The sequence below is a fragment of the Prevotella ihumii genome, assembly GCF_900155655.1.
Lineage (GTDB): Bacteria > Bacteroidota > Bacteroidia > Bacteroidales > Bacteroidaceae > Prevotella > Prevotella ihumii.
The window spans coordinates 2,068,961-2,075,910 of sequence record NZ_LT706987.1 but is presented as its reverse complement, the minus strand read 5'-3'; the positions used below and the strand labels follow the sequence as shown (position 1 = coordinate 2,075,910).

7 protein-coding genes and 1 pseudogene are annotated in these 6,950 nt (G+C 42.0%); 4 read left to right on the top strand and 4 right to left on the bottom strand.

Features of this window, described 5'->3' with window-relative positions:
- A pseudogene (locus CZ367_RS15710) lies at window positions 1-410 on the bottom strand (hypothetical protein); the annotation flags it as partial.
- 63 nt (window positions 411-473) lie between these two features.
- Window positions 474-818: an IS66 family insertion sequence element accessory protein TnpB gene (gene tnpB, locus CZ367_RS09290; RefSeq protein ID WP_077196639.1), complete on the bottom strand. Its 345-nt coding sequence runs from the start codon at window positions 816-818 to the stop codon at window positions 474-476.
- Window positions 819-1,006: 188 nt separating this feature from the next.
- Here tnpB and CZ367_RS16655 point away from each other — a divergent pair, with 188 nt between their 5' ends.
- Window positions 1,007-1,327: an IS5 family transposase gene (locus tag CZ367_RS16655; RefSeq protein WP_052045756.1), complete on the top strand. Its 321-nt coding sequence runs from the start codon at window positions 1,007-1,009 to the stop codon at window positions 1,325-1,327.
- A 105-nt stretch (window positions 1,328-1,432) separates the two neighbouring features.
- On the top strand, window positions 1,433-1,576 hold the full coding sequence (locus CZ367_RS16650; RefSeq protein ID WP_394334142.1) for a hypothetical protein: 144 nt from the start codon (window positions 1,433-1,435) through the stop codon (window positions 1,574-1,576).
- A gap of 414 nt (window positions 1,577-1,990) precedes the next feature.
- Here CZ367_RS16650 and CZ367_RS09275 read toward each other — a convergent pair whose 3' ends face one another.
- Window positions 1,991-2,938 (bottom strand): IS30 family transposase, encoded by a 948-nt coding sequence (locus CZ367_RS09275; RefSeq protein ID WP_077196637.1) that lies wholly within the window; start codon window positions 2,936-2,938, stop codon window positions 1,991-1,993.
- 134 nt (window positions 2,939-3,072) lie between these two features.
- On the opposite strand from CZ367_RS09275, the gene CZ367_RS09270 reads away from it, so the two are divergent.
- Window positions 3,073-4,419 (top strand): DDE transposase, encoded by a 1,347-nt coding sequence (locus tag CZ367_RS09270; RefSeq protein WP_077196636.1) that lies wholly within the window; start codon window positions 3,073-3,075, stop codon window positions 4,417-4,419.
- A 192-nt stretch (window positions 4,420-4,611) separates the two neighbouring features.
- Here CZ367_RS09270 and CZ367_RS09265 read toward each other — a convergent pair whose 3' ends face one another.
- Window positions 4,612-5,496 carry an ATPase gene (locus CZ367_RS09265; RefSeq protein ID WP_077196635.1) on the bottom strand — a complete coding sequence of 295 codons (885 nt, stop codon included), beginning with the start codon at window positions 5,494-5,496 and terminating at the stop codon, window positions 4,612-4,614.
- A 101-nt stretch (window positions 5,497-5,597) separates the two neighbouring features.
- On the opposite strand from CZ367_RS09265, the gene CZ367_RS09260 reads away from it, so the two are divergent.
- A complete protein-coding gene (locus tag CZ367_RS09260; RefSeq protein WP_077196634.1) occupies window positions 5,598-6,920 on the top strand; it encodes an AAA family ATPase in 1,323 nt (440 codons plus the stop codon).
- Window positions 6,921-6,950 lie beyond the last annotated feature (30 nt).

The following is a 6,950-nucleotide window of genomic DNA, read 5'->3' as shown; positions in this document are numbered from 1 at the left end:
CCCTCTTTGGCCCACTGCTCGTCAAAAAGCGTACCCGCCCAGCCGCTTGCACTCTCAGGCAGGCGTTTCTCGCTGCGCCTGCCAAATACCATGCGCTCAAGTTCAAGAATGCGACGGGACTTTCGTTCCAGCTCAGCATCCTTAATCTTAAGCTCAGCATCCTTATCCTTGAGCTCAGCATCCTTATCCTTGAGCTCAGCATCCTTATCCTTGAGCTCAGCATCCTTATCCTTGAGCTCAGCCTCCTTATCCTTGAGTTGAGTATCCTTAATCTTAAGCTCAGCATCCTTGTTCTTGAGTTGAGTATCCTTGTTCTTAAGCTCAGCATCCCTTTGCTCAAGAAGTTTAACAACAGCTTCCCGAGTGAGAGAATGGTAGTCAGATGTCATTGTGCAATAAGGCATATCCATCACATTATCAGTTCTTTATATAATGTAAAGGTACGAAAAATATCTGACACTGGCAAGAAAATACTAAGATTTATTGTATCTTTTTCTTCGGTAGCAGTTAGGATTTATACCTTCAATATAGAGTACCAATTCGTCCCAGCGAAGTTCATAAAATCCAGTTCTCGCCCGTATGATTTTAGGACTCAAGCAGCCCTGTGCCATCTGTTTGTGATAGACGACAAAACCACAGCGCTCCCAGTGAAGCAACTTGATTCGGTTATGGGAGCGATTGTAGAAAACGTAGACAGCACCATCATAAGGATTGAAGTCATTGCTGCGTACCAGTTGGGACAGGCGAAGAATACCCTGACGCATGTCCACGGGAGTGCAACAAACCCGAAAAACATTTGTTTCGTTGAGTACAAACATAAGTTTTTCGGGCAAAGGTAGTAAAGCAAGAATGTTACACAAAGGCGGCTAATATTGGATGCTTACGTTAGTTAGTAGTCCCTTGAAAAGCATTTAACTATCTGGTTATCAATAAAATAATCGTTTTCAAACTTGCATGTTTCTACAAAGTTTTGTACCTTTGTATAGTAAAATCTTGCAAATCAACGATGTATAAATCTCCATCCAAAGTCCATCAGTCATCATTATTCTGGGATCTTGAGACAATGCTCTCTCCTGAGAATTCCCTGTACAAGTTAGCCAATCTGATTGATTGGAATGTGTTTGAGCAGTCTTTTACCCCTCTTTACAGCAAGGACACTGGACGCATGGCCAAGCCTATCCGCCTGATGGTGGGGCTACTTATCTTGAAACACCTTCGTGACGTTTCAGACGAGAGTGTCGTGGAGCAGTTCTCGGAGAACGCCTACTCCCGGTATTTTTGTGGATTAGAGGCATTCCAAACTAACTCTCCCTGCGTTCCCACCTAGCTTGTCGAGTTCCGCCGTCGCATCGGTGCATCTGAAATTGAGCTAATTCTTAAGGATAGTATCCGCAGCTATCTTTTAATCGACATCTAAGGGAAAGAGGAGACGATGAGGAAAGACGGTAAGGATGGCCGCGGACGCAAGCCTAAGAAAACAGACTCACGTTACGTCCAAAACAAAAAACACAAACTCTTCCGCAAACTGGCAGGAATAGAGTTTGTTATAGGCCACTGCAAGGCAGACCATCGATGAGAAAGAAACCTCTACAAGGGTCTCATTACTCCATCAAGATCATGCTTGCAGCTACCGCATTCAACTTCAAAAGAGCCATGAAACTTTTTGTATCTTATTTAAAGAGTGGGTATAAGTGACAATATGGTGCTGTGGAAAACTGGAGTTAGATTCTCAACACCAATTCATCCCCCAGGTTTATATGAAAAAAATGCAGGTTACCGTTTGAGGGTGGACTAACTATGCATATATAGGGATATTCAGAATTTTCTTAACTAATTGTTTGTCAGTATCATATATTATTTGTACCTTTACATAAAATCCCCCGAACGACCCATCACGGGCAGAATCGGGGGAAAACTTAAAAAATTTCGTCGTGAAGATACAAAAAATTTCTGATATAACACCAACCGTAGATTCAACTTCAAAATGCAACTACGTTTGCAAATTTAAGTAAAAGGTCTCAAGTGGCGTTCTGAATCCCAACTTTTTTCTTGGTCTGGCATTTATTTTATGTTGATATTCTTTGATTTGATTATCCTTAAAATCCTTGAAATCACTCTTTTTGGGAATGTATTGCCTATAGAGTTTGTTAGTATACTCAATGAGCCCTTTTTCCCATGAGCAGTAGGGATGCGCAAAATATATCTTCGTATTTAGCGCTTTTTCCAACCACTTGTGGTCTGCGAATTCTGGTCCGTTATCCGTGGTTATTGTTTTTACGTTATGCTTGTAAGGCAACAGCATGAGATATACGGCTTGGGAAACGCCTTTGGCCTCCTTGCCTTTCTCAAGTTTCCTTATCATGGTGAACCCCGTGCTGCGCTCAACCAGTGTAACCATGGCCCCCTTGTTGTCTGCTCCGACGATCAAGTCCATTTCCCAATCTCCATACCTTGTTCCGTCTGCTTCAGGCTGCCGCTCCTCTATGCTGGTGCGGTCTTTGATGGGCATGTGTTTTCCAACTGGACGCTTGCGGTGCTTCAACTGATGACGGCAGTTCTTGTATAAGTCTCCACCGTTCTCTTTGTCTTCTCGGATGTATTGGTAAATTCTTTCAATGGAAACCATATTGTAGCCTTTGAGCTTGCAGTAGCCGACTATCTGTTCCGGAGACCATTGGTATTGCCGCATGTAGCGGTTGATGCGGTTCTTTACCTCGCCCGTAAAGGTGCGGGGCTTGCGTAGACGCTCTTTACGAATGTCTGTCAGCATCTGCGCATGAGAGTAACTATACGCTCCATGCTTGTTGCGATTGCGGCTAAGTTCACGACTTACGACTGATTTGTCCTTGTTTATAGTCTCAGCTATCTCTTTTTGCTGAAAACCTTGCTTGTGCATCACTGAAATTGTGTACCTTTGTTCTTTGGTGAGTTGTGTCATCTTCTGTAACTTTTGGAAGGGGCTACAAAGATACTAAAACTTTCCATCAGAGAGGGAGGGGAACACCCCCTCTTTTCTCTGAAAAAATATCTTTTTCGCTCCTTTTGTTTATTGCCAAAAGTTGCATTTCTTAATTGAACTTACGAACTTTGCCCTTTACAGAGTTCGATTTTTTACAGAGTTATCGTGAAAGCTTTGCAAAAAGCGAACTTGGACGTATTCATTCCCAGCTCCCCCTAAAGGAGTTGGCAGCAGAGTATACGAACCTTAGCCATAAGAGCAAGCGAGGCAACAAGCCTCTTTTCTCGGGTGAAGGAGAAATTGCCCTAATGTTCCTTAAGTCATACACAGGTCTGTCTGACGATGGTCTGATAGAGATGTTTAACGGAAGCATCCACATGCAGATGTTCTGTGGTGTTCTGCTAGACCCTTCCTGTCCCATCAAGGATGGAAAGATTGTAAGTGCCATACGCAATCGTCTTGGTCGCATTCTTGACACAAACAGTTTTCAGAGCATATTGTACGCCAAATGGCAAGATTGTTTCAAGGATAAAGATCTATGTTTGACGGATGCAACCTGTTACGAGAGCTACCTGCGTTTTCCTACGGATATCAAGCTGCTCTGGGAGTGTTGCCATTGGCTTCACACTCTGCTGGTCTCCGAGTGTAAACACCTTTCAGAGCGTATTCCGAGAAGCAAGTATAATAATATTGACAAGGCCAGGCTTGCATACGCCAAGCAGCGCAAGCACACAGCCTCGTCCACGCGCAAGCTCAGGAGAAGACTCCTGAGGCTCCTGTCCAAACTCCTTTCCCAATGGAATCGTCTGCGTAAACAGTACAGTCCTTGCATCTGTCTGTCGGCAGAACAAGAAAAGCGGCTGTCCGCTGTGCGTGAGGTATGCCTCCAACAGTCAGAACTATTCTCTGGCAAGGAAGTCAAGCACCGTATCGTCAGCATCGACCGTCCCTATCTACGTCCCATTGTCAGGGGCAAGGAAAACAAGCGTGTAGAGTTTGGTGCAAAGGTCAACAACATACAGATAGACGGCATATCATTCATAGAGCACCACAGCTTTGAGGCATTCAACGAGGGTGTCCGCCTTAAGCAATGTATTGAATATCAGGAATCTTTGACGGGAATCAAAGTCAAGCGTGTCGGTGCCGATTCCATATATGCCAACAATGCCAACCGCACTATGTGTACTGAAAAAGGCATAACGACCTGTTTCACTAGAAAAGGTCCAAGACCCAAAGAAGAAGCTGAATGTCTCAAGATAGCGAGAAAGATTATTGGAAACCTCAGAGCTACGGTAATGGAGGGTAGCTTTGGAAATCAAAAGCAACACTATAGCCTTGGACGCATCAAGGCGTGCAATATGTTTAGCGAGAGGCTACTACTCTTCTTCGGAATCCATACAGCAAATGCTGCCATTCTTGCCGCAAGGGAGATGGCTCGGAGTGTGAAGAAGGCTGCCTAATAAAACTTAAGGATAATTTTACAAGTCCATAGATAGTATGGAAAGGGCAGGTGTGCCCATATGACTCAGTATTTGAGATTTTTGAACAAATAATACAGCATATTCTTTTTCTGGGTACTTCTCCAAGGAAAAGAATGCAGTTTTTGGCTGCCTTGGAGAGTTCTAAGAGGGAATTAACTGAAATGCCCTAAGTTAGCGGTTCTGCAAGTGGTAACGCAGCATTTGCTCGATGGGCGAACGCTCTATCTTCTGCACTTCATAGCCGTGTGCAGCAGCCGAGGCCTCAAAAAAACGGCGGAAATAATGAGCTATGCTACCCACTGCAGAGATGTAACGTGTGCTGTATTCGTGGTAATGAACGATGTTTTGCTCAAAAAAGTTGTCAAAATTGGTACGTACAAGTTGCTGCAAAGAGGGTTCAGCGATGTGGCGAAGAATAAACTTAGATGTTGTGGCTAAGAACCTATTGGCAAGCGGTTTGCGATAAACATTCTCTATCACTTGTTGATAGGTTAGCTGTGCTTCGGCAAGATAGGCATCACGAATTTCCGAGGGCAGACTTCCTTTGAAAATACCATTCATAAAAAGTTTGCCCAACACTGCCCCACTCCCTTCATCGCCAAGGATATAACCCAAAGGAGGAACGTTCTTTACAATCTGCTTGCCATCGTAAAAACAGCTGTTAGCGCCTGTGCCCAAGATGCAAGCCACACCTTCAGCGTTTCCACACAGGGCACGAGCCGCTCCAAGCAAGTCGCCTGCCACCTCAATCGCTTCACACTGCAAGGCAGAGGATAGCACTTTCTGCATCTTAGGGTACATCGCTTCGGTGCAACCTGCTCCATAAAAAGCCACCTTAGCAAAGGTATTATGTGCAAAAGGTTCGGCAAATTGCTGATTTACAGCGGTCAACAATTCTTCTGAGACAATCTTTGCGATGGTTTCTTCCGATTGGTAAATGGGATTTATTCCCTGTGTTGTGATTATCTTGTACGTGTCCAACGCCTTAATGGCATCAGCCTCGTTGGCCAATATCCAGTCGGTTTTGGTGCTTCCGCTATCTGCAATGAGTATCATTCTTTGTCTTTTTGTTGCAAAATTAACAAAAACATTTCGAAGTTTGTATATAATGTAGTAAATTTGCAAGAAAGGAAGAACTATCAAAATCAAAAAGTATTATGAGTAGATATTTATATACGTTGCACGATTATCACGCAATAAAGAAAGCTTCAATTCCTATTGAAGGGATAACTGTTCTTGCAGGTATCAATGGCTCAGGAAAGAGTACACTTTCTAAATGGCTTTATTACATCGTTAATGGTGCAAGCAATTTTGATACTTACTTATATCGAAATTTTGCTTCAGAAGTTATAAATATACTACGCCATTATGACCAACTGCACAGAGATATAAATGTATCTCCAGCTACACAAACACGCCTACAAAACTCGCATTTCTTTAGAGAAGCATTATCAAAAGCCCAGCAATATATATATGATGAAGCAGAGATAGACAATCTTGAGGATATTTATCAAAAGACACTTCAACGCTTTTCGGTAATGCTGACAGTCTATCTAAACCTCAGTAAAGGGAACATAAATTCTCGTAAAGAGCGTTTACTGAGTTATATAGGAATAGATGAATCGCTTTATACCACAATAGATGAGCTTGTGTCAGCTTTTATAAAGACTGAAAATATCGAAATAGAAGAACTTAAAAGGAAATATCTTCTTGAAAAAGAAAATAGAGAGCAGAAAAAATTCTATGATGTTATACGCCATCGCTATACAATTTTGGAAGAAACTCCCAATAATATAAATTTAGAAGAAGATGGGGTAAAACTGTTTAGGAAAGAAAAGGTAGGAAATCTTTTCAATCTTTCGTATGCTATATATATTGATACACCACTTGCAACATCAGGAAACAATGGTACGATGAACAATGTCTTTTGGTGGGATTTACGACGCAAAATGGACAATCCTCAAAAAGGTTATGAAGCATCTTTAGAAGTACGAAAATTATCTCAACGCATTAAAAACATTATTCACGGAAAGGTTATTTTAAAGAAAAATGATTTTGAAGAGAACGAACTACATTTCTTGCGAGAAGACGGACTTGAGATAAAAATAGAAGATGCAGCAACTGGTATGAAATCATTCTCATACATATTAAGGTTGCTTGAAAACGGATACCTTGACGACAAAACCCTGTTGATGATTGACGAGCCTGAAGCACATCTGCACCCACAATGGATAATAGAGTTTGCAAGAATCTTGGTACTTCTCCAAAAAGAATTAAAAGTAAAAATTCTTATCGATAGCCACAACCCTGATATGGTGGCAGCGTTGCAGTCGATAGCAAGTAAAGAAAACGTTATTGACAACCTACATTTTTACCTTGCAAAACCTATAAAAGAAGGGGCATTCAACTATGAATTTGTTGAACAAGGAAAAAGTATTGAGGGAATATTCGAATCATTTAAGGCTGGTTCTATAAATTAGCTTTGTTAGATTTTGAGCTTATTTTTAAGG

Bases quoted from the DNA above. Each gene is read 5' to 3' on its own strand.
- tnpB (WP_077196639.1), bottom strand. From the start codon at position 818: ATGTTTGTACTCAACGAAACAAATGTTTTTCGGGTTTGTTGCACTCCC.
- CZ367_RS16655 (WP_052045756.1), top strand. From the start codon at position 1,007: ATGTATAAATCTCCATCCAAAGTCCATCAGTCATCATTATTCTGGGAT.
- CZ367_RS09260 (WP_077196634.1), top strand. From the start codon at position 5,598: ATGAGTAGATATTTATATACGTTGCACGATTATCACGCAATAAAGAAA.
- CZ367_RS09275 (WP_077196637.1), bottom strand. From the start codon at position 2,938: ATGACACAACTCACCAAAGAACAAAGGTACACAATTTCAGTGATGCAC.
- CZ367_RS09265 (WP_077196635.1), bottom strand. From the start codon at position 5,496: ATGATACTCATTGCAGATAGCGGAAGCACCAAAACCGACTGGATATTG.
- CZ367_RS16650 (WP_394334142.1), top strand. From the start codon at position 1,433: ATGAGGAAAGACGGTAAGGATGGCCGCGGACGCAAGCCTAAGAAAACA.